This is a genomic window from Rugamonas rubra (assembly GCF_900114705.1).
Taxonomy (GTDB): Bacteria; Pseudomonadota; Gammaproteobacteria; order Burkholderiales; family Burkholderiaceae_D; genus Rugamonas; species Rugamonas rubra.
The window spans coordinates 306,938-327,506 of sequence record NZ_FOTW01000007.1; the positions used below are offsets into that span (position 1 = coordinate 306,938).

At 65.9% G+C, this 20,569-nt stretch carries 20 protein-coding genes; 12 read left to right on the plus strand and 8 right to left on the minus strand.

The features are described 5' to 3' along the window. Nucleotides 1-156: 156 nt before the first annotated feature. The gene (locus BM252_RS07705) at nucleotides 157-1,710 is read left to right on the plus strand and encodes a methyl-accepting chemotaxis protein (RefSeq protein WP_093385840.1); all 1,554 of its coding nucleotides are present in this window, start codon (nucleotides 157-159) and stop codon (nucleotides 1,708-1,710) included. 184 nt (nucleotides 1,711-1,894) lie between these two features. On the opposite strand, the gene BM252_RS07710 is transcribed toward BM252_RS07705, so the two are convergent. Further along, nucleotides 1,895-2,866 (minus strand): LysR family transcriptional regulator, encoded by a 972-nt coding sequence (locus BM252_RS07710; RefSeq protein ID WP_093385842.1) that lies wholly within the window; start codon nucleotides 2,864-2,866, stop codon nucleotides 1,895-1,897. Between the two features lie 177 nt (nucleotides 2,867-3,043). Between BM252_RS07710 and BM252_RS07715 the strand changes: the two genes are divergently transcribed. After that, complete coding sequence (locus BM252_RS07715; RefSeq protein WP_227457935.1) at nucleotides 3,044-3,337, plus strand: hypothetical protein; 294 nt, start codon at nucleotides 3,044-3,046, stop codon at nucleotides 3,335-3,337. Nucleotides 3,338-3,385: 48 nt separating this feature from the next. On the opposite strand, the gene BM252_RS07720 is transcribed toward BM252_RS07715, so the two are convergent. The 5 genes from BM252_RS07720 to BM252_RS07740 all read right to left on the minus strand — a co-directional run bounded on the left by BM252_RS07720 (nucleotide 3,386) and on the right by BM252_RS07740 (nucleotide 6,694). Further along, nucleotides 3,386-3,985, minus strand: coding sequence for a chalcone isomerase family protein (locus BM252_RS07720; protein WP_245774146.1), 600 nt, complete (start codon nucleotides 3,983-3,985; stop codon nucleotides 3,386-3,388). 218 nt (nucleotides 3,986-4,203) lie between these two features. Beyond that, nucleotides 4,204-4,458 carry a YfhL family 4Fe-4S dicluster ferredoxin gene (locus BM252_RS07725; RefSeq protein ID WP_093385848.1) on the minus strand — a complete coding sequence of 85 codons (255 nt, stop codon included), beginning with the start codon at nucleotides 4,456-4,458 and terminating at the stop codon, nucleotides 4,204-4,206. Nucleotides 4,459-4,470: 12 nt separating this feature from the next. Next, nucleotides 4,471-4,962 carry a pantetheine-phosphate adenylyltransferase gene (coaD, locus tag BM252_RS07730; RefSeq protein ID WP_093385850.1) on the minus strand — a complete coding sequence of 164 codons (492 nt, stop codon included), beginning with the start codon at nucleotides 4,960-4,962 and terminating at the stop codon, nucleotides 4,471-4,473. Nucleotides 4,963-5,074: 112 nt separating this feature from the next. Beyond that, on the minus strand, nucleotides 5,075-5,740 hold the full coding sequence (gene rsmD, locus BM252_RS07735; protein WP_093385853.1) for a 16S rRNA (guanine(966)-N(2))-methyltransferase RsmD: 666 nt from the start codon (nucleotides 5,738-5,740) through the stop codon (nucleotides 5,075-5,077). Nucleotides 5,741-5,797: 57 nt separating this feature from the next. Continuing rightward, nucleotides 5,798-6,694 (minus strand): DUF6279 family lipoprotein, encoded by an 897-nt coding sequence (locus tag BM252_RS07740; RefSeq protein ID WP_245774147.1) that lies wholly within the window; start codon nucleotides 6,692-6,694, stop codon nucleotides 5,798-5,800. Nucleotides 6,695-6,720: 26 nt separating this feature from the next. Between BM252_RS07740 and glmU the strand changes: the two genes are divergently transcribed. The 7 genes from glmU to BM252_RS07775 all read left to right on the plus strand — a co-directional run bounded on the left by glmU (nucleotide 6,721) and on the right by BM252_RS07775 (nucleotide 15,516). After that, a complete protein-coding gene (glmU, locus tag BM252_RS07745) occupies nucleotides 6,721-8,085 on the plus strand; it encodes a bifunctional UDP-N-acetylglucosamine diphosphorylase/glucosamine-1-phosphate N-acetyltransferase GlmU (protein WP_093385860.1) in 1,365 nt (454 codons plus the stop codon). A gap of 559 nt (nucleotides 8,086-8,644) precedes the next feature. Continuing rightward, nucleotides 8,645-9,163, plus strand: a complete 519-nt coding sequence (locus tag BM252_RS07750) for a sigma-70 family RNA polymerase sigma factor (protein ID WP_425442269.1) — start codon at nucleotides 8,645-8,647, stop codon at nucleotides 9,161-9,163. Further along, complete coding sequence (locus BM252_RS07755) at nucleotides 9,160-10,185, plus strand: FecR domain-containing protein (RefSeq protein WP_093385865.1); 1,026 nt, start codon at nucleotides 9,160-9,162, stop codon at nucleotides 10,183-10,185. Before BM252_RS07750 ends, BM252_RS07755 begins: the two co-directional genes overlap by 4 nt. 382 nt (nucleotides 10,186-10,567) lie before the next feature. Further along, entirely contained in the window at nucleotides 10,568-13,036 is a 2,469-nt protein-coding gene (locus tag BM252_RS07760; RefSeq protein ID WP_093385867.1) for a TonB-dependent siderophore receptor, read from the plus strand. A gap of 118 nt (nucleotides 13,037-13,154) precedes the next feature. Beyond that, the gene (locus BM252_RS07765) at nucleotides 13,155-13,448 is read left to right on the plus strand and encodes a hypothetical protein (RefSeq protein WP_093385870.1); all 294 of its coding nucleotides are present in this window, start codon (nucleotides 13,155-13,157) and stop codon (nucleotides 13,446-13,448) included. Next, nucleotides 13,445-15,175 (plus strand): PepSY-associated TM helix domain-containing protein, encoded by a 1,731-nt coding sequence (locus BM252_RS07770; protein ID WP_093385873.1) that lies wholly within the window; start codon nucleotides 13,445-13,447, stop codon nucleotides 15,173-15,175. The genes BM252_RS07765 and BM252_RS07770 overlap by 4 nt, the downstream gene beginning before the upstream one ends. Continuing rightward, nucleotides 15,175-15,516 carry a DUF3325 domain-containing protein gene (locus BM252_RS07775; RefSeq protein WP_093385875.1) on the plus strand — a complete coding sequence of 114 codons (342 nt, stop codon included), beginning with the start codon at nucleotides 15,175-15,177 and terminating at the stop codon, nucleotides 15,514-15,516. Before BM252_RS07770 ends, BM252_RS07775 begins: the two co-directional genes overlap by 1 nt. Before the next feature lie 216 nt (nucleotides 15,517-15,732). On the opposite strand, the gene BM252_RS07780 is transcribed toward BM252_RS07775, so the two are convergent. Further along, nucleotides 15,733-16,206, minus strand: coding sequence for an Lrp/AsnC family transcriptional regulator (locus BM252_RS07780; protein ID WP_093385878.1), 474 nt, complete (start codon nucleotides 16,204-16,206; stop codon nucleotides 15,733-15,735). Between the two features lie 162 nt (nucleotides 16,207-16,368). On the opposite strand from BM252_RS07780, the gene glmS reads away from it, so the two are divergent. Together glmS and BM252_RS07790 are read left to right on the plus strand one after the other, a co-directional pair. Next, nucleotides 16,369-18,198, plus strand: coding sequence for a glutamine--fructose-6-phosphate transaminase (isomerizing) (glmS, locus tag BM252_RS07785; protein ID WP_093385880.1), 1,830 nt, complete (start codon nucleotides 16,369-16,371; stop codon nucleotides 18,196-18,198). 404 nt (nucleotides 18,199-18,602) lie between these two features. Next, nucleotides 18,603-19,043 carry a hypothetical protein gene (locus BM252_RS07790; RefSeq protein ID WP_139236336.1) on the plus strand — a complete coding sequence of 147 codons (441 nt, stop codon included), beginning with the start codon at nucleotides 18,603-18,605 and terminating at the stop codon, nucleotides 19,041-19,043. Between the two features lie 247 nt (nucleotides 19,044-19,290). On the opposite strand, the gene BM252_RS29955 is transcribed toward BM252_RS07790, so the two are convergent. After that, nucleotides 19,291-19,536 (minus strand): hypothetical protein, encoded by a 246-nt coding sequence (locus BM252_RS29955; protein WP_139236338.1) that lies wholly within the window; start codon nucleotides 19,534-19,536, stop codon nucleotides 19,291-19,293. A gap of 184 nt (nucleotides 19,537-19,720) precedes the next feature. Between BM252_RS29955 and BM252_RS07795 the strand changes: the two genes are divergently transcribed. Further along, entirely contained in the window at nucleotides 19,721-20,527 is an 807-nt protein-coding gene (locus BM252_RS07795; RefSeq protein WP_245774148.1) for a hypothetical protein, read from the plus strand. Nucleotides 20,528-20,569: the final 42 nt, after the last annotated feature.

Here is a 20,569-nt window from a genome sequence, read left to right on the forward strand (position 1 = left end):
TTGAGCTGCCCGGTGAATTGTTGTACGTTGGAACCGTTCGATAGGATAGTTCTAACCACGTGCAACTAGGCGCCACCCGCGTTTTGGATGATGCATGATGACCAGGCGAAGATCTGGCTAGCAGGCAAACATGCCGACCACCGGGAGACTCACACCATGCAATTGCGGCAAAAAACCTTGCGCCAGGCCGGCTGGATCGCTGGCGCCACCGCCGGCGGCGCCGCCCTGGCGGGCTTGTCCCACCTGCTCTTCGCCAGTCCCGTCGCCGACGCGCTGCTGGCCGCGCTGGGCGCCGCCCTGGTCGCCCGCCTGGCCGGCGCCGAGCGGCAGGACGCCGGCATGCGCCAGTTCGCCCACGTGGTGGGCGACGGCATCGACGCCATCATGATCGGCGCCGCCGAAACCTCCTACTTCGTCGACTCGGTCAAGAAGAAGATCGAGCAGGACGTCAAGACCGCCAGCGCGATCGCCGCCGGTTCCGAACGCAACGCCCGCACCACCGAGAACATGGCGGCCAACGCCGAGCGCGCCGCCGGCGTGGCGGCGCAGGTGCGCAGCGAAACCGTGCAGGGCCGCACCGAGGCCAGCGAGGGCTTGCGGCGCATCGTCGGCGCGCGCCAGGAGGCGCAGACGGCGGCCGGCGTGATGGCCGGGCTGCAGGACAAGTCGCGCCGCATCAGCGGCTTCACCCAGGCCATCACCGAAATTTCCGCGCGCACCAACCTGCTGGCGCTGAACGCCGCCATCGAGGCGGCGCGCGCCGGCGAGCACGGCCGTGGCTTCGCCGTCGTCGCCGGCGAGGTGCGCCAGTTGGCCATGCGCACCAAGGAGGCGGCCGACGAGATCACCTCGATGGTGCGGGAGATCAACGAGCAGTCGGAACGGGCGGCCAGCGGCATGAGCACGTTGGCGGCCGAGGTCAGCGCCGCCGCCGGCAATGTCGAGACGGTGCATGGCTTGCTGGGCAACATCGAGCGCTCCTCCGGCGTCTCCGAGGAGGAGATCGGCCAGATCGCCCACGCCTCGCGCGAGCAGGTCGAGACCAGCCAGCGCATCGCCGCCGCCATCGGCCGCATCCGCGACAGCATGCTGGCCACCGACGCCGAGCTGCCGCGCGCGGCGAAGTCGGCGATGGCGCTGGCCGAGCGGGCCGAATCGATCGCGGCGGCGCTGGGCGAGTCCGAGGTGGCGACGGCGCACGACGACATCCGCCGCGCCGCCCAGCAGGCGGCGCGCGAGGTGGGGCGGATCTTCTCGGCGGCCATCGCCAGCGGCAAGATTTCGCGCGACGCCCTGTTCGAGCGCCGCTACACGCCCATCCCCAACACCGATCCGCCCAAGCACAGCAGCAGCTTCGACGCCTTCACCGACCGCGTGCTGCCGGACCTGCAGGAGGGGCTGTTGTTGAGCATGCCGCAACTGGCCTACGCCGGCGCGGTGGACAACAACGGCTATTTCCCGACGCACAACAAGAAGTTTTCCCAGCCGCTGACCGGCGACTACGCCGTCGACTTCGTCAACAACCGCACCAAGCGCATCTTCAACGACCGCACCGGTTCGCGCTGCGGCGCCAACACCAAGCCCTTCCTGTTGCAGACCTACAAGCGCGACACGGGCGAGGTGATGCACGACCTGTCGGCGCCGATCTACGTCGACGGCCGCCACTGGGGCGGCTTCCGCATCGGCTACCGCTCCAGCGCGGCGCACTGACCCAGCGGGGTCAGTGCCGACATTCGTACACGAGCTCGGCAGTAAAGGCGTTCGATGGCGTGGCCGCTACGGTTGAGGTCGTGTCTAAATGTCGGCACTGACCCCATTGGGTCAGTGGTTCTCTGACCCCGGTGGTTCTACTTGAGCTCGTGTCCGAATGTCGGCACTGACCCCGCAGTGGTTTTTAGTAGGTGTCGCTGCGCGGGCTGGTGCCGGGCGCCATGCGCTGGGTGGCGGCGTTGTTCATGCCCTCCAGGTTCAGGCGCAGCCATTTGTGCGCCGGGCTGCGCGCGTCGCGCTCGTGCCACAGCATGTCCAGGTGCACCGCCGGCAGGGTGAACGGCAGCTCCTTGGAGATCAGCGCGTCGGTCATGCCGGTCGAGGCGATCAGGTGGCGCGGCAGCACGGTGATCAGGTCGGAATTGGCGACCACCCGCCCGGCGGTGAAGAACTGGTTGACCGTCAGCAGGATGCGCCGCTCGCGCTGGATCTGCGCCAGCGCCTCGTCGACCAGGCCGTGGGCGCGGCCGGAGAAGCTCACCAGCAGGTGGTTGGCGGCGCAATAGTTGTCCAGCGTCAGGTCGAGCTTGGACAGCGGATGGTCGCGCCGCATCACGCACACGTAGTGGCCGGAGTACAGGCGCTCGTGGCGGATCGGCGAACCGGTCTCGTAGGACAGCTGGGCCGCCACGCCGGGGAAGAAGCCGACCGCCAGGTCGATGTCGCCGCGCAGCAGCATCGGGCGCGGCTCGCGCGTGGTCAGCGGCACCATGCGCACGTTGACGCCGGGCGCCTCGCGCTCGATCGAACGCATCAGCGAGGGCAGCCAGAAGGCGGCGGTGGCGTCGGCCATGGCCATGCGGAAGGTGGCGTGGGCCTTGGAGACGTCGAAGGTCTCCGGCGCCACCGCCGCCTCCAGGCTGGCCAGCGCGCTGCGCACCGACGGCCACAGCGCCTCGGCGCGCGGGGTCGGCTTGACGCCGTAGGCGGTGCGGATCAGCAACTCGTCGCCCAGGCTTTCGCGCAGGCGCTTGATGGCGTTGGAGACGGCCGGCTGGGTCATGGCCAAATGGCCGGCCGCGCGTGTCAGGTTTTGTTCCGTCATCACGGCGTCGAAGACGCGCAGCAAGTTCAAGTCCAGCGTCAAAAAGCTCATGGCGGCTCAGGGTAGTTAATGAATGGCAACAGTGTAGAGGATGGCCGGATATTCGGGGAATACCCCGAACAGGCCGGTTTCATTCACCATTCATATAATTGTTATCGGGAAATGAAATTGGATAGTTATGTTGCGCTGCACTATAGTTACACTTGATTCTAAATGCACCGGAACATCATGTCTACCTTCATCTCCTATTTGCAAGCCGCCGCCCTGGATTTCTCCTGGCTGGGCGCCGTCCAGCTGGTCTTCGGCCTGGCCCTGGCGGCCGCCCTGCTGGTGTTGTTCAAACCGCTGCTGCGCGGCATAGGCCGCGCGCTGCTGCTGGTCGTCAAGCCGAAACTGAGCAAGGAAGAGCAATTGCAGCGCCGCCAGATGCGCGACGCGATGATGCTCAGCCGCATGTTGAACGCGATGGACGGCTCGCCCAGCCACGCGGCCGAATTGCGCGCGCTAGCCTCGCGCGCCTGATGTCCTAGTCGCGGCGGCGGCGCAAGGCCGCTGCCGCAGTGCAGCAAATTACTTTTCGCCAAGCAACTGTGGCTTGAGCGAGCTGTCGGCGGGTTTGTCGCCCAGCCAGATGCGCAGGATCGCGTTATAGAAGGCCACGTCGGGCAGCAGCTCGCCGATCTTCTTGCCGTTCAAATGGCATTGCGTGCCCTCGCCGGGGATCCAGTCCACCGTCAACACATCACCCTTCTTCAAGCTCGGAAACTGGGCGAACATCTCGCCGAACTTCATCGTCTGCGGCAGCAGCTTGCTGCGCTCGGCCTTGTCGGTGTTGGCGTTCAGGCCGCTCATGAAGGCTTCGCCGAACTGTTCCGAGCTCAGCTCGCGCAGCACGGTGATGGAGACGCGGCGCGGGCCGGCCAGCGGCAGGATCTCGGCCACGCTGGTCTTTTTCTCCGGCAGGTACAGGCCCAGCGCGTAGACCTTGAAGAACACCTTGGTGCGCACGCCGGCGCCGTTCAGCTTGAGCTCCTTGCCGGCCAGGCCGATGCTGTCGTCGAACTTGACGCCGGCGACCTCGGTGGCGGCGTGCACCGGCAGGCAAAAGCCGGTGGCCAGGACGGCGGTCGCCAGCAGGCTTTTCAGGGTGGTTCTGCGATTCATGGTCATTTTGTCTCCAGGGATAGTGTTAAGTTGGCTGGCACGCACCCGGCCCGCGGTGCACGCGTCGGTCGAATATACCATTGGCAAGTGGGCGCGGGCGGGCCGGCGGCGAAAAAAGCAGCACGGTCATGCTATTTTATTGCCGGGCGGGATGAAAACGCAGGCGGGCGCCACAAGATGGCCCCGTGGCGCCCGCGCCGGTACGGATGGGACTGGGACTGGGATTAGGGCTTGGCGGCCTGCAGGCGCTCGAACTTGGCGCGCAGTTCCGGCTCGCTCTCGCGCCAGGCCGGATTGAAGGGGATGCAACTGACCGGGCAGACCTGCTGGCACTGCGGCTCGTTGAAGTGGCCGACGCACTCGGTGCATTTGTCCGGGTCGATCTCGTAAATCTCGGCGCCCATGTAGATCGCGTCGTTCGGGCACTCGGGCTCGCACACGTCGCAATTGATGCAGTCGTCGGTAATCATTAATGCCATGGCAATACTCGCTTACAGGGCCTGGTTGGCTGCGATCTTTTTCTGCAGCCAACGGTCGACCGATGGGAAAACAAACTTGGACACGTCGCCGCCCAGCATGGCGATCTCGCGCACGATGGTGCCGGAGATGAATTGGTACTGGTCGGACGGCGTCAGGAACAGCGTTTCGACGTCCGGCAGCAGGTAGCGGTTCATGCCCGCCATCTGGAACTCGTATTCGAAGTCGGACACGGCGCGCAGGCCGCGCACGATGACGCGGGCGTCGTGTTCGCGCACGAAGTCCTTCAGCAGGCCGGAGAAGCTCTGCACCTTGACGTTCGGATAGTGGCCCAGCACCTCGTTGGCGATGGTCAGGCGTTCGTCAAGCGAGAAGAAGGGCTGCTTGTTCTTGCTGTCGGCCACGCCGACCACCAGCGTGTCGAACAGGCCCGACGCGCGGCGCACCAAATCTTCATGACCGCGGGTGAGCGGATCGAATGTTCCTGGATAAACGGCTACAACCATTGCGACTCCTACAGATGATGCACCAATATAGAACGCGCATTATGCCTGAAACACCGGGCATTGCCTAAATTTGGGGCAGTTTTCCGTGGTTTTGCGGGCCGTTATCGAGAATTCAAGCCAACGCGCCCTTGTACTTGAGCAGGTGGAAGTGGACCATGCCGGCCTTGTCGGCGCGGATCACTTCCCACGGCGCCAGCCAGTCCGGCCGCGCCGCGTCGGCCTCGGCGCCGGTGTCCGTGTCGAGCGGCAGGGGCACGCCGGACTCGGCGTAGACCAGGCCGCCCTCCTTGAGCAGCGGGGCGCACAGCGGCAAAATGCGGCTGAGGAAGTCCTGCTGGTAGGGCGGGTCGAGGAAGATCAGGTCGAAGCGCTGGCTGCGCGCGGCGGCCGACTGGGCCACGGCGAAGGCGTCGCCACGGACGATCTGCACCGTGTCGGCCTTGAGTTTTTCCTGGATCAGCTCGAGCTGGCGCACCACCGGACTGTGGCTGTCGACCATCAGCACCGACTTGGCGCCGCGGCTGGCCGCCTCGAAACCGAGCGCGCCGCTGCCGGCGAACAGGTCGAGCACCTGGGCCTCGACCCAGTTGGCGTTGCGCAGGTGGTTGATCCAGTTGAAGACGGTCTCGCGCACCCGGTCCGGCGTCGGCCGCAGGCCGAGCGCGGCCAGCACCGGCAGCGGCGTGCGCTTCCATGTGCCGCCGATGATGCGTACCTGGTTGCTGTGTTGGGGACCGTGGACGGGGGTTTTTGCGGCTTTGGCGGGCTTCTTTTGCATGTGGCTAAGTCATTGATTCGTTGGCGGCCACTATAGCATACGGACTTTTTGAGAGCGCTAGCGCGCCTCCGCCGCCAAGGTGTTGAAGTCGTCGATCCAGTCCTGCATGCGCTTGGTGGCGTGCGCCTTCTGCGCCGGCGTGGCCAGGCGCAGCACCGTCAGCACCAGCTGGATGTTGGCCTCGGTGGAGGCGTCGAAGAAGGCCTTGCGCTCGGAATGCTCGAGGCGCTCGAAGCCGTCGAGGATCAGGCCGTGGATCTGCGCCATCGCCGCCTCCTTGCCGGGCTTGTCGTGCTGGATCCTTTGCAGCAGGGCGAGGATGTTCTTTTGCCGCCGCATGCGCTCGTCGAGCCAGATTTCGTTGTCGAGCGGGCGCGCGTCCGAGGCCTTGCGGATGAGCTCCTCCTGCTCGCGGCTGAAGTTGCCGAACCACAGTTCGAACTGCTCCATCGACTTCTTGAAGCGGAACTTTTGCTGGCGCTCGCGGTCGCCCTTCATGTTCTTCTTGCGGAACTCCTCGTTGTTGGCGTTGAACTTCTTCTCCAGCTTGGCGATCTGCTCGGGCCGCAGCGAACGCGCGAGCTCGGTCAGCTCGGGCTCGGCCTTGAACAGCAGCAGCTGGGTGCGGCTTTTGATGTCCTTGTAGTCGGCCATCAGCTCGGCCGGGCCGGGATTGCCCTGCAGTTGGCGCTGAGCGTTTTGCAACACCTGCGCATAGTCGTGCAACTGGGTCTTGCGATGCCAGGAGAACAAGTTGTCGATGTCCTTTTTGACCCAGGATTTTTGCTCGGTATTGAAGTCGACATAGGCGTCGAGCCACCAGTACAGCACGGTGTCGCCGTGGTTGTAGGCCAGCCGCAGCGAGCTGCAGCCGGCCAGCGCCAGCAGTCCGGCCAGCAGCAGATAGCGCAATGTGCGGTGGAACCAGCCCTGCTGCATGTTAGACTTTGTCATATCCTCAACTTAGTGAACTCTCGACCATGAATGTTGTCATCCTCGCCGCCGGCATGGGCAAACGCATGCAATCGGCGCTGCCGAAAGTGTTACATCCGCTGGCGGGCAAGCCGCTGTTGTCGCACGTGATCGACACCGCGCAGAGCCTGTCGCCGAGCCGATTATGCGTGATTTACGGACATGGCGGCGCCGCCGTGCTCGACCTGCTGGCGCGCCGGCCGGAAACCATCGCCGCCGCCCTGCAGGAACCGCAGCTGGGCACCGGCCACGCCGTGCAGCAGGCACTGCCCGAACTCGACGAGAACGTCCCGACCCTGATCCTGTACGGCGACGTGCCGCTGACCAGCGCCGCCTCGCTGCAGGCGCTGGTGGCCGCCGCCGGCACGGACCAGCTGGCCATCCTGACGGTCGAGCAGGACGATCCCTTCGGCCTGGGCCGCATCGTCCGCGCCGACGGCAAGATCGTCCGCATCGTCGAGCAGAAGGACGCCAACGAGGCCGAGCGCGCCATCCGCGAGATCAACAGCGGCATCATGGTCGCCCCCACCGCGCGCCTGAAGCAATGGCTGGGCGCGCTGCAGAACAACAACGCCCAGGGCGAGTTCTACCTGACCGACATCGTCGCCATGGCCGTCGCCGACGGCGTGGCGGTGGTGTCGGCGCAGCCCTCGGCGCAGTGGGAGGTGGCCGGCGTCAACAGCAAGGTGCAGCTGGCCGAGCTCGAGCGCATCCACCAAGGCAACATCGCCCGCCGCCTGCTGGAACAGGGCGTCACCCTGCTCGACCCGGCGCGCATCGACGTGCGCGGCGAGCTGATCTGCGGGCGCGACGTGACCATCGACGTCGGCTGCGTCTTCGAGGGCCGCGTCGAGCTGGCCGACGGTGTCAGCGTCGGCGCCCACAACGTGCTGGTCAACGCGCGCATCGGCGCCGGCGTCAACATCAAACCGTTCTGCCATATCGAAGAGGCGGTGGTCGGCGCCGCCTCGATCATCGGCCCCTACGCGCGCCTGCGCCCGGGCACCGAGCTGGCCGAGGATGTCCACATCGGCAACTTCGTCGAGATCAAGAACAGCCAGATCGCCGCCCACAGCAAGGCCAACCACCTGGCCTACGTGGGCGACGCCACCGTCGGCTCGCGCGTCAACATCGGCGCCGGCACCATCACCTGCAACTACGACGGCGCCAACAAGTTCCGCACCGTGATCGAGGACGACGCCTTCATCGGTAGCGACAGCCAGCTGATCGCCCCGGTCACCGTCGGCAAGGGCGCCACCCTGGGCGCCGGCACCACCCTGTCGAAGGACGCGCCGGCCGGCCAGCTGACCATCTCGCGTTCGCGCCAAGTCAGCATCGCGGGCTGGACCCGTCCGGTCAAGGTGAAGAAGTAACAGACTGTATGGCGGCCACGGCCGCCAGCGACCGCCACGGCGCCTTCGGGCGCCGTTTTCAATTGTGGATAAACATGTGGAAAAACTGGCGCACAAGCCGGGTATAAGCGCAGGATAACTTTTTCGCACAGCCATGCTATCGATTTTGCTTGTGAGTAAGTCTGTGGGTAAGTGGTGAAAAAGCAGGGGGCAAGCCTTGCATAAGTTTGCCTAGGGTGCAAGCCGGCGCTGGTCCACATCCGGCCGACGTGGGGACTGCGCCCTGTCCACCTCGAAAACAGCCGATTGTGAACAACTCTGTGCATAAGCGATGGAATAAGGCGCGGATAAGCCGTGCACAAGTGGAGGATAAGTGTTTTTTTCTGTTCGCCCCACTTTGTCGCCTGTGTATAAACATGTGGAAAACCCTGCGTATAGTGCCTGAATAAGGGTTGGATAAGTTGCCAGCAGGCGGACCTGGCGTGCTTGAGCGGCGCCGCCGCCAACCAGCGCAATAGTTCCCGCGCTTTTGCAAGTTTGTTATAATTGAGAATAATTCTCATTCAATATGCCGCCAGCCGTGTCTGTCCAAGAACTCGCCTTCCGCAACGACCTCAACAGCATGTACGTGGACCACCACGGCTGGCTGGTGGGATGGTTGCGCCGCAAGCTCAACGGCGCCGACCAGGCTTTCGACCTGGCGCAGGACACCTTTCTGCGCATCCTCTGCCAGCCCGAGCACAAACGGCAGGCGCCGCAGGAGCCGCGCGCCTATCTGACCACGGTGGCGCGCCGGCTGCTGATCAACCACGTGCAGCGCCAAGCGCTGGAGCAGGCCTATCTGGACGTGCTGGCCCAGCTGCCGCAGGCGCACACGCCGTCGCCGGAGGCGCGCCTGCTGATGCTGGAGACCTTGCACGAGATCGACCGCATGCTCGACGGCCTGGCGCACAAGGCGCGCGAGGCCTTCCTGCTGTCGCAGTTGGAAGGCCTGGGCTACGCCGCCATCGCCGAGCGGCTGGACGTGAGCGAGCGCACCGTCAAGCGCTACATGGCGGCGGCGTTCGAGCAGTGCATCCTGCTGGTGGCGGACGCATGAGCCGGCCGGCGACGGAGCAGCCGCCGGCCGGCGCCGGCGCCGGCGCCAACGCGCCGCTGAGTCCGCGCGCGGCCAGGGAGGCGGCGCAATGGTTGAGCCGCCTGCACGCCGGCGCGCTGACGGCGGCCGAGCAGCGCCGCTGCGACGCCTGGCGGCAGAGCGATCCCGAGCACGAGCGGGCCTGGCGCCGCGCCGAGCTGGTGGCGCACAAGCTCGGCCTGGTGCCGGCCGCCGTCGCCCTGCCGACACTGCGCCGCGCCGACAGCACGCAGCGGCGCAACGCCATCAAGACGCTGGCGCTGCTGGTCGGCGCCGCGCCGCTGGGCTGGGCCGCCTGGCGCGCCGCGCCGTGGGACGAGTGGAGCGCCGACGTGCGCACTGCCAGCGGCGAGCGGCGCAGCCTGACGCTGGCCGACGGCAGCCGCGTGGTGCTCAACACCGCCAGCGCGCTCGACGTTCGCTTCGACGGCGGCGCGCGCCGCCTGCTGCTGCGCGCCGGCGAGCTCCTGCTGCAAACGGCGCCGGAGCGCGCCACCCGCCCCTTCCTGCTCGAGTGCGCCCACGGCGTGCTGGAGCTGTTCGACACCCGCCTGGTGTTGCGCCAGCACGAGGCGCGCGGCCGGCGCGCGGCGCACGGCAGCGTGGCGGTGCTGCGGGGTTCGGTGCGGCTCAGGCCGTCCGCCGCCGGAGCGTGGGCGGCGCCGTTGACGCTGGCGGCCGGCCAGCAGGCCCGCTTCGACGCCAACGGCCTGAGCGGCGACATCGAAGCGCTGGCGCCCGGCGCCGGCTCCTGGGCCGACGGCGTGCTGTACGCCGAGCAAATGCCGCTGGCCGACTTCCTCGCCGAGCTGGCGCGCTACCGGCCCGGCCTGCTGCGCTGCGATCCGGCGGTGGCCGGCCTGCGCGTGTCCGGCGCCTTCCAGCTGCGCGACACCGACAAGATCCTGCAGGCGCTGGCCGCCACGCTGCCCTTGCGCCTCGCCCGCCACACCCGCTACTGGGTCACGGTCGGCCCGGCCTAAGCCCCGAAGCCCCGGGGGCAGCGGCCCCGGCGGCCCCGGGGTCAGGGCCCCGGGGTCAGGGGCCCCGGGGTCAGTGCCGACATTCGGACACGAGCTCAAGTAGTGCGCCAGTCGGGCCAGCAACATTTGTCCATTTGTCGGCACTGACCCCGCTGGCTGACCCCGCTGGCAGAAAATCTAGGGTCAGACCCTAGGGTCTGACCCTGGCTCGGCGCATCCATCGGAGCCGGGCCAGGACCCCGGCTGGCGGCTGGCGGTGGCTCCGCATACTAGCGCCAGCAAAAAATTGCGCTGGCGGTGTCCCCTTTGCCAATCTCGCCGGTCATACAAGACAGGAGCAGCACTTATACCCATCGTCACCATTTTGCAGAAAGACCCCGTCATGGCATATCCCCACCCCGTTCTCTCCCGACTGACGCTGGCGCTGGCCGGCAGCGTGGCCGTGCTGGCCGCCGCGCCCGCCGCCGCCGCCAACAAGAGCTACCATATCGCCGCCGGCCCGCTGAGCCCGGCCCTGTCGCTGTTCGCCGGCAGCGCCGGCGTCACCTTCGCCTCCGACCCGGCGCTGACGGCCGGCCTGAGCACGCGTGGCCTGCAGGGCCAGTTCGGCGTGGCCGAGGGCTTCGCCCGCCTGCTCGAGGGCAGCGGCCTGGAGGCGCTGCCGCGCGGCGGCGACGCCGATGTGTATGTGCTGCGCAAGGCCGTCGCCGCGCCCGCCGCCGCCAAGCTGGCCGCCGCCGAGGCGACCATGGCCCAGGTCACCGTGACCGGCCAGGGCCTGGGCAGCGGCACCGAGGGCAGCGGCTCCTACACCAGCGGCGCGATGAAGACGGCGCTGCGGATGGACCTGTCGATCCGCGACACGCCGCAGTCGGTCAGCGTGATCACCCGCGCCCGCATGGACGACATGGGCCTGCGCCGCCTCGACGACGCGCTGGCGCAGACCACCGGGGTGATGGTCGGCCAGATGGACAGCGAGCGCACCAAGTTCTACGCGCGCGGCTTCGACATCAACAACGTGCAGGTCGATGGCATGCCGCAGGGCGCCAACGCGCCGCTGTCGGACACCGTGCTGTACGACCGCATCGAGGTGGTGCGCGGCGCCACCGGCCTGATGGGCGGCACCGGCGACCCGTCGGCCGCCATCAACATGGTGCGCAAACGCCCCGGCCGCACCCTGCAGGGCAGCGCCGGCCTGGTGCTGAGCCGCTGGAACGAGCGCCGCGCCGAGCTCGACCTGTCGGTGCCGCTGAACGCCGACGCCAGCGTGCGCGGCCGCACCGCCCTGGCCTACTCGGAGCGCGACTCCTTCGTCGACATGTACCACGAGCGCAAGACCGTCGGCATGGTCATCGTCGAGGCCGACCTCGGCGCGCGCACCCTGCTGACGGCCGGCGTCGACTTCCAGCGCAACACGCCGAACGGCTCCACCTGGGGCGCGGTGCCCTACTGGAACGCCGACGGCAGCCTGGCCAACATGCCGCGCAACTTCAGCCTGACGGCGCCGTGGAGCAGCTGGGCCAACCGCCAGCACACTCTGTTCGGCTCGCTCGAGCAGCGCCTGGACAACGGCTGGAAGCTGCACCTGGGCTACGCCCGCAACGACAGCCGCAACAACACCACCGTCGTCAACGGCGGCGCCGGCTACCCCGATCCGGCCAGCGGCAAGGGCATGACACTGTGGAGCGGCGTGTGGGGCGAGGGCAAGTCGGTCAGCGACAACGCCGACCTGTACGCCACCGGCCCGTTCTCGTTGCTGGGACGGCGCCATACCCTGATCGCCGGCTGGAACGGCAGCCGTCAGGTGAGCAACTCCTACGGTGGCGAGGCGCTGCACAGCTATCCCGACGAGATCGCCGACTACCGCCACTGGAGCGGCAACATCCCGCGCCCCACCTTTACGCCGGACGGCAGCCGCGACGAGACCACCACCCGGCTGGGCGGCGGCTACCTGGCCGGCCGCTTCAACCTGGCCGAGCCGCTGACGCTGATCCTCGGCGCGCGCCTGAGCAACTACCGCACCGAGACCGAGGCCTACAACGGCGCCGGCGCGCGCACCGGCAGCAGCGGCTTCGCCGAGAGCAAAAACGAAACGACGCCCTATGTCGGCGTGGTCTACGACCTGGGCGAGAAGTGGTCGGCCTACGCCAGCTACACCACGCTGTTCAACCCGCAGACGGCGCGCGACAAGGACAACCGCTTCCTCAAGCCGGAGAGCGGCACCAACGCCGAGCTCGGCATCAAGGGCGAGTTCTACGACGGCAAGCTGAACGCCTCGGCCGCGCTGTTCCGCACGCTGAAGAAAAACCTGGCCGAGCTCGACAAATCCGTACCGCGCGGCTTCCTGCTGCCCGACGGCAGCCAGCCCTACGTGGCCAACGGCGCCGGCATCACCGTGCGCGGCGTCGAGTTCGACCTGTCCGGCCAGCTCACGGCGGACTGGAACGTCAACGCCGGCCTGACCTTGCTCGACGCCGCCGAGGCCGACGGCCGGCGCGCCGTCACCACCCAGCCGCGCCAGCTGCTGCGCCTGTCCACCTCCTATGCGCTGGGCCGCGTGCTGCCGGGCCTGAAGGTGGGCGGCGGCATCACCGCGCAGAGCGCCATCTACGGCGAGTCCTGGTACGGCCGGCCGACCGCGCCGAAGGACGCGCCCGTGGCGCGGCTGAACCAAGCCGGCTACGCGCTGGTGAACCTGATGGCGTCCTACGACATCCACCCGCGCCTCAACGTCCAGCTCAACGCCGCCAACCTGTTCGACAAGAAGTACTACCGCAACGTCGGCTTCTACGACAGCGTGTTGTGGGGCGAGCCGCGCAACATCTCGCTGTCGCTGCGCAGCAAGTTCTGAGAGGGCGGCCATGAGCGCATCGCACAAGCAAGAACATCCGCCCCGGCATCCGCATGAGGATGAGCACGAGCACCGGCACGGGAACGGGAACGGGAACGGGAACGGGCGGGCCGGCTGGTTGCGGCGGCCCCATCCGGTGCTGTCGCGCACCGTCGCCGGCCTGGGCGGCGGCTACCTGCTGGCCTCGGCCGGCGCCTTGCTGGTGACGGCGCTGAGCGCCGGCGGCGGCAAGCCCGGCGGCGACGCCATGCTGGCCGGCGCCTTGGTCGGCCTGGCGCTGTACGCGCTGGCGATCGTCTGGGCCTTCGCCACCGGCAGCGCGGCACGCGCCTGGGGCGGCATGCTGCTGGCCACCGCGCTGCTGGGCCTGCCCGGCCTGCTGCTGCTGGCGCTGCCCGGCGGTGCCGCATGACGGCCGCCGCCAAGGCGCCTGGCGCGCCGCAGCCGACGTCCGAGGCCAAGGCCGGGTTCGCCGCCAAGGCCGGCACCAAGTCCGCGCCGGCCCGGCCCGGCCTGCGCCAGCGCATGGCCTGGCTGCACACCTGGGGCGGCCTGTGGTTCTGCTGGCTGGCCTACGCCATCTTCCTGACCGGCACGCTGAGCGTGTTCGTCGAACCGCTGACGCGCTGGATGAAGCCGGAGCTGCCGCTGCTGTCGGCCCAGCCGGTGGCGGTGCCCACCGAGCCCGGCGCCGCCATCGAGCACGGCCTGCGCTTCCTGCGCCAGCGCGCGCCGGACAGCCGCCTGTGGGAGATGTGGCCGCGCCCCGGCCAAGACAGCATGATGGTCTACTGGATGGACCGGCACGACCGCTACGCCGAGGCGCGCCTGTCCGTGGCCACCGGCGCCGAGTTGCCCACCGCGCGGGGCGCCGGCCGCGACACCCTGGGCGGCAACCACTTCGTCGAGTTCCACCACGAGCTGCACGCCGGCCGCGCCGGTCTGTGGATCGTCGGCGCCGCCTCGGCGGCGATGCTGGTGGCGTTGATCTCCGGCGTCATCACGCACCGGCGCATCTTCCAGGACTTTTTCACCTTCCGCCCCGGCAAGGGACAGCGCTCCTGGCTCGACGCCCACAACGCGCTCGGCGTGCTGACCCTGCCCTTCCTGTTCATGATCGTCTACAGCGGTCTGGCGATCAGCTGGCCGACCTACATGCCGGCGGTGAAGCTGGCGCCGCTGCTGCGCGGCGACGGCGCCGCCAAGTCCATCGTCGAAAGCGACTCGCCATCCGGCCGCGCGGCCAGCGGCAAGCCCGGCGTGCTGACCGCCCTGGCGCCGCTGGTGCGCGCCGCCGAGACGGCGATGAACACGCCGACCTTCGCGCTGGTGGTGCACCATCCCGGCGATGCCGCGATGACGGTCGAGGTCTACGGCGAGGTCAGCCCGGCCAAGCAACGTGGCAAGCTGTTCAGCACGCGCGGCATGATCGAGTACGACGGCGTCACCGGCGCGCAACGCTCGGTGCGCCCGGCCCACCAGGCGCCGGACGGCGTCGCCCGCACCGCCATGTTCGGCATGGACGAGCTGCACCGCCTGCACTTCGCCGACGCCACCTTGCGCTGGCTGTACTTCGTCTCCGGCCTGGCCGGCACGGCAATGATGGCCAGCGGCGCCATCCTGTTCATGCTGAAGCGGCGGCACAAGTCGCAGCGCGAGTTCGGCGCCGCCACGCCGCGCGTCTACCGCCTGATCGAGACGCTCAACATCGCCTCGATCAGCGGGCTGGCCGTGGCCTGCATCGGCTTCCTGTGGGCCAACCGCTTGCTGCCGCTCGACCTGGTCGAGCGCCACGAGTGGGAGGTGACGGCCTTCTTCGGCGTCTGGCTGCTGACGCTGCTGCACGCCGCCTGGCAGCCCGGCCTGCGCGGCTGGACTCAGCAACTGCTGGCGGCGGCGGCCCTGTGCCTGGCCCTGCCTCTGCTGAACTGGATCAGCACCGGCGACCAGCTGGTTTCCTACCTGCTGCGCGGCGACTGGCAGCGCGCCGGCGTCGAGCTGACCTCGCTGGCCTTCGGCGGGTTGTTCCTGCTGGCGCTGCGGCGCCTGCGCGCGCGCGCCGCGCTGGCGGCGGCCACGTCGGCCACGTCGGCCACGTCGGCCACGTCGGCCACGGCGGCCGGAAAGGCGGGTGCGTGATGGCGCTCTGGTTCACCCTCATCGCCGGTCTCGGCCTCTGCTACGCCGGCATGAGCGGCCTGGCGCTGGCGCTGGACCGCCACCACCGCCAGCTGCGCGGCGCCGATTGTCCGCCCCGGCGGTGCATGCTCCTGCGCGCGGCGGGCGCCGCCCTGCTGCTGCTGGCGCTGCTGCCCTGCATCCAGTATTGGGGCGTCGGCGCCGGCATCACCGCTTGGCTGGGCTGTTTGACGGCGGGCGCATTCCTGTTCATCGGTTTGCTGCCCTATGCGCCGCGCGCGGCGGCCCTGCTGGCGCTGGTTGGCGGGCTGGCAGGCCTGATGGCTGCTGGCTTTGCCTGATTTCAGACCTGTGGATAAGCCTGTGAGCAAGTCTGTGGGAAGGCGTTTCATAACCCCGGTATAAGCCCGTGTAAAAGCTGGGGAAATGCCGGGGATAAGCCCATGGATAAGTTGGTGGAAAAGCGCTGAACAAGCCTTGGACAAGCCTTGTATAAGCGCTGGACAGGCGGTGAATATGCTGGGGATAAGCCGGTATAACTTTCCGCCGACACCCCTTCACACCGCGATGCGCGTCTCGAACTTGCTGCGGAAGGTGGAGAAATAGGCTTTGACGTTGCGCACATTGGTCTGCGTGGCGAACAGCCGGTGCGCCAGCGCGTGGTAGGCCGGCATGTCGACCACCTGGACGATCAGCACGAAGTCCGGCCCCGGCGCCACGCGGTAGCATTGCAGCACGGCGGCCTCGGCCGCCACGTGCTGCTCGAACTCGCTCATGCGCTCGGCCGCCTGCACGTCCAGCGTGATCTCGACGATGGCGCTGAGCCGCGCCCCCACCTTCTCCGGCGCGACGATGGCCACCTGGCGCTCGATCACCCCGCTGGCGGTCAGTTGCTTGACGCGGCGCAGGCAGGTCGGCGCCGAAACGTGGACGGCCAGCGCCAGCTCGCCGTTGGTTTGCGAGGCGTCAAGTTGCAGCGCGTTCAGGATGCGACGATCAATATCGTCCAGTGGCGGGGTGTTAGTGCTCATGGTGTGATTAATCCATAAAAATAATTCAGTAAAATGAAATAATATTTCATCTGTGTTGAATGGTGAAATATTCTTTCAAATATACATGAATTATGAAAGCATATTTCACGGCCTCTGCACTACGATGCCTGCATTACTTAACAAATCAACCAAGAGGCTCCTATGTGCGGCATCGTCGGCGCGGTAGCGCAACGCAACATCACCCCCATCCTGCTGGAAGGCCTGAAGCGTCTCGAATACCGCGGCTATGACTCCTGCGGCGTCGCCCTGCACGTCGACGGCAAGCTGCAGCGCTCGCGCAGCACCTCGCGCGTGGCCGACCTTGAGCAGCAGATGCGCGAGACCGGCCTGGAAGGTTTCACCGGCATCGCCCACACCCGCTGGGCCACGCACGGCGCGCCGGCCACCCACAACGCCCACCCGCACTTCTCGCCGAGCACCGAGCAGGCCCGCATCGGCCTGGTGCACAACGGCATCATCGAAAACCACGACGAGCTGCGCGCCGAACTGAGCGCCCTCGGCTATGTGTTCCAGAGCCAGACCGACACCGAGGTGATCGCCCACCTGGTCGACCACATGTACAACGGCGACCTGTTCGACACCGTGCAGCAGGCCGTCAAGCGCCTGCACGGCGCCTACGCCATCGCCGTGTTCAGCCGCGAGGAGCCGCACCGCGTGGTCGCCGCGCGCCAGGGCTCGCCGCTGATCGTCGGCCTGGGCAAGGGCGAGAACTTCGTCGCCTCCGACGCCATGGCGCTGGCCGGCACCACCGACCAGATTATCTACCTGGAGGAAGGCGACGTGGTCGACCTGCAGCTGAACCGCGTCTGGATCGTCGACGTCGACGGCAAGCCGGTCGAGCGCGAGGTCAAGACCGTGCACGCCCACACCGGCGCCGCCGAGCTGGGCCCTTACCGCCACTACATGCAGAAGGAGATCTTCGAGCAGCCGCGCGTGATCGGCGACACGCTCGAAGGCGTCACCGGCATCATGCCCGAGCTGTTCGGCGACGGCGCCTACGCCGTGTTCAAGCAGATCGACCGCGTGCTGATCCTGGCCTGTGGCACCAGCTACTACTCCGGCCTGACGGCCAAGTACTGGATCGAGTCGGTGGCCAAGATCCCCGTCAACGTCGAGATCGCCAGCGAATACCGCTACCGCGACAGCGTGCCGCATCCGAACACCCTGGTGGTGACCATCTCGCAAAGCGGCGAGACGGCCGACACGCTGGCCGCGCTGAAGCACGCGCGCAGCCTGGGCATGGAGCACACGCTGACGATCTGCAACGTGTCGACCAGCGCCATGGTGCGCGAGTGCAAGTTGTCCTACATCACCCGCGCCGGCGTCGAGGTCGGCGTCGCCTCGACCAAGGCCTTCACCACCCAGCTGGCCGCGCTGTTCCTGCTGACGCTGACGCTGGCCCAGGTCAACGGCCGCCTGACGGAAGAGGAAGAGGCGGCCCACCTGAAGGCGATGCGCCACCTGCCCGTGGCGATCGCCGCCGTGCTGGCGCTGGAGCCGCAGATCATCGCCTGGGCCGACGACTTCGCCCGCAAGGAAAACGCGCTGTTCCTCGGCCGTGGCATGCACTACCCGATCGCGCTGGAAGGCGCGCTCAAGCTCAAGGAGATCTCCTACATCCACGCCGAGGCCTACCCCGCCGGCGAGCTCAAGCACGGCCCGCTGGCCCTGGTCACCGAGGAGATGCCGGTCGTCACCATCGCGCCGAACGACAGCCTGATCGAGAAGCTGAAGTCGAACATGCAGGAGGTGCGCGCGCGCGGCGGCCAGCTGTACGTGTTCGCCGACGTCGACTCGCGCATCACCTCGGGCGAGGGCGTGCACGTGATCCGTCTGCCGGAGCACTACGGCCTGCTGTCGCCGATTTTGCACGTGGTGTCGCTGCAGCTGCTGGCCTACCACTCGGCGCTGGCGCGCGGCACGGATGTGGACAAGCCGCGTAATTTGGCCAAGTCGGTGACGGTGGAGTAAGCGCGGCCGCCGGCCATCGCTGACTTGTGGAAAAATAATAAAGTCTGACACTAAAGAATAAAGTGTGACACCACGGAATAAAGTGTGACACCAGATGTCGGGCGACATCGCAGAAAGGGCCGGTTTACCACCGGCCCTTTTTCGTTAGCTACCATTCATTCCGCCCACGCATGTATTCTCGTCAATTAAGTCGTAAGAGCAGTGAAGAAAGCGATGACACAACATTGTTGGTCTCTGGTAGTTAAACATCCTACTCGCAGACTCTTCCGACAAAGACGTCAACCCTCCAATGAATCGCCACGAGTTTGCTAGACACCTGGAAGCCGTTCAAAGTGCCTTCGTTGATCCGCTTGGATTCCAAGGAAATTTTTACGGTAAAGTGGAGCTTGAACATGGAGGGCATCATGAGCAAAGTTGAAATGGGTACTGCCCACAACCTGACTTCTGAAACAAATAAGGCATTTGTGACTCAGTTCGCAGGAAATGAGAACACTTCTATTCTGCGTTTGGCAGATGTCGGAGATCTGGTCAATACTCAGCGGCTGGCAGAGCGTCTGGGCGTGACCCCTCAAGCCATCTACAAGGCCGTGCGGGACCAGCGCATGTTTTCATTGGACGCCGGCGGCCGTACCAAGTTGTACCCTGCCTTCTTTGGCGACCAGGGCCTGGAACGCACACAGCTGGAAGCCATATGTAAGGAACTTGATCGGCTGCCTGGGGCGAGCAAATGGCAATTCTTTACAACACCACGTCTTTCGCTGAGCAAAAAGAGTCCGCTCGATGCTTTGCGAAAAGGGAGGTTTGAGGATGTCATGGCCGCCGCCAAAGCATTCAAGGAGGCCTAATTGGCAGCGAAGCGCCTGGCCTTAGTTGTAGTAACCCAGACTTGATCTGACCTGGGCAGTCAGATGGGTTCGAGTTTGCTTGCGCTGGCTCAAATCGCAGAATCGTGAATGCTGTAATCCACAGCCTTTGCAGATCAAAGTTTGGCAAAGGCACCTGAGCCGGCTCGGATCATAATCGTTGTGTGTTACGGGAGAAGTTTCGCGCGCGAAAGCCGTATTCGAAAAAAAGCGGCCGCTGGCCGCTTCCTCATACTGACTTGCGCTTCCGGGCGCTGGAAAATTCGGGAATGTCGATGGAGGACGGTCCGAACACACCCGAGTGGGCGTTCCGGCTGAACGCTTTGCCACCCAACGTGACGCGGATCCGGCCTTGGGAAGGCTTAACCTCACCGACGATCAGCGCATTCATGGAAGCGACCTTGGCGCGGCGAGCGGCGGCTGCCAATTTATAGGCGCTGTTCGGGCTGGGGGAGGTCTTCTTCAAAGCGGTCATGGTTCAATCTCCTGCAGAGAGAGCGATTGATACAGGTAGTTTACCAGAAGCGCCCAACTGCGACTATCGGCGCTCAAGTCGAAGCGCATAGGTTCCGTACCCGCCCTATCAAGCAGTTGAAGATGCAATAAAGCGTGTACTTTGCCGAGAGGCATCCTGATATATCTTCGATAAGACATTTCCAATGCCAGACTTTTGCGCACGCAACGCGTCCGGGGAGATCTGTATTGAAGCCACCACTGTCAACCCCACTCGCAACGCGAAAGGGGAGTTAGTGCCGCCACCTGCACTTGATACGGACGAGCAGATGCGAGCGTTCCAGAAACACTATATGCCTATCCGATACGCCGGGCCTCTGACGGCGAAGCTGGCCAAGAAATACTGGGAGAAGGAAAATGTTCAAGGACGCCCGCTAATATTTGCAATCCAAGACTTTCACGCGCCAATGTCGATGATGATGAGCCGAACAGCCCTTCCAATTTACCTGTACGGCACAAATTGGGACTGGTCGTGGGACAAAGAAGGAAAGTTAGTGATTACACCAACGAAGATGGAAACCCATGTGTGGGGTACAAAGGAAATTCAATCTGGCTTTTTTTCGTTGCCTGAATCGGAGAACATTAGTGCCGTCATATCCAACGCCAGCGCAACAATCTCGAAGTTTAATCGAATAGGCTTGATCGCTGGATTCGGTTCAAAGCGAGTTCGCCTTGTTCGGAAAGGGACAGCAGCAAATCCGGACGAAAACTCAGAGAAGCCTCTGGAGTTCGTCCACGAGGTGAACTCGCCGGACTACAAGGAATCCTGGATTGAAGGCATGGACGTATTTCACAATCCCAACGCGAAGTATCCACTGGATCCACGCCTCTTTCCCGGCGCAGCGCACCACCTCTTGCGTAAAGACGGACAGCTTGAATCGCGCATTCCCCAGTGGCAACCATTCGCCTCAATTACACAGATATTCCCAATGGAATCAGCCGATCCAAAATGAGACGGCTAGTCTTGAGTCCTCAACTCATTCTTGGGAAACTCT